Consider the following 420-nt stretch of genomic DNA (forward strand, 5'->3'; position numbering starts at 1 on the left):
GGGTTCCTGTAGAGTCGGGCCGTCGAACTGCGACTACGATAGTGCGCCTCAAAGCCCCAGCATCGCGACCGCCAAGAACGCACGTTGGGACGCGAGCATCATGCCGACGAGGGTTATGATCTCACGACCGTGGAGCTCCGGAACCTCTCGCTCCTTCCCGGTCACGTCTGAGCCGCCGTACTGGCCCGCCCGGAGTAGGTGAACACCATGCGCACGGAGGCGTCGGTGACAGCGGCGACCCGGGGGCGATCGGGCTTACTCCCGTCCACCTCGTAGGCCCCGATCGTGATAGCGTCCGCCTCGTCCTTCGCTTGATAGACCCGGGGAGCGCTCCGCGGCACCCCAACCTTCCCGATGCGATCGATCCTGACGCTGTAGGCCATGTCGGACGCCTCCAAACAGGAGGCCTGCGCTGGCGGC

At 66.2% G+C, this 420-nt stretch carries 1 protein-coding gene; it reads right to left on the reverse strand.

All coding sequences use genetic code 11. The annotated features are described in order from the left end of the window. Nucleotides 1–161: 161 nt before the first annotated feature. The coding region (locus MKK84_RS25535; protein WP_243924834.1) for a hypothetical protein at nt 162–420 on the reverse strand (259 nt) is incomplete at its 5' end.

It is taken from the genome of Methylobacterium sp. E-065, assembly GCF_022829605.1.
Taxonomy (GTDB): domain Bacteria; phylum Pseudomonadota; class Alphaproteobacteria; order Rhizobiales; family Beijerinckiaceae; genus Methylobacterium.